Origin of the sequence: Enterobacter sp. K16B (assembly GCF_020216105.1) — a bacterium.
Classification (GTDB): Bacteria; Pseudomonadota; Gammaproteobacteria; order Enterobacterales; family Enterobacteriaceae; genus Enterobacter; species Enterobacter sichuanensis.
In genome coordinates this window covers 1-460 of record NZ_JAIWJZ010000234.1, presented here as the reverse complement: position 1 = coordinate 460, position 460 = coordinate 1, and the positions used below count along the sequence as shown (strand labels likewise).

Here is a 460-nt window from a genome sequence, read left to right as displayed (position 1 = left end):
AACTGGCGCAAGCAAAAGATTGGCCGCTTCAACGGCAGCATTGATGCGAATACGCCCGCCTGGGGTATTACGATACTTGTTAAGCGATTCAAGTGCGCCTTCTATCGTGTCGAAAGGCTGAAGGACAGACTGAACCAGTTCTTCACCTGCTGCCGTAGGGGTGACGCTCTTGGTCGTGCGATTAAGCAGGCGAACCCCGAGCCGGGTTTCCAGTCCCTTCAGGGCATGACTAAGCGCTGATGCACTGACACCTAATTCAATCGCCGCACGGCTGAAACTGCGATGACGTGCAATAGCCATGAAATAAATGAGATCGGCGACATCAGCTCTGCTTATTTGCATACAGAATCGTTTTCCTTGTGCGTTAAGGCCCGAATGCGTTGATACGGAAATGATATACACCATAGACCGACCAGGGCTAATCCGTTGCTGAATTTTTTTCACAAGTCCATCCACTCAT

1 protein-coding gene is annotated in these 460 nt (G+C 50.4%); it reads right to left on the bottom strand.

Features of this window, described 5'->3' with window-relative positions; all coding sequences use genetic code 11:
* On the bottom strand, positions 1-342 hold a 342-nt coding region (locus tag LDK53_RS22900), incomplete at its 3' end, for a LysR family transcriptional regulator (protein WP_225288160.1).
* Positions 343-460: the final 118 nt, after the last annotated feature.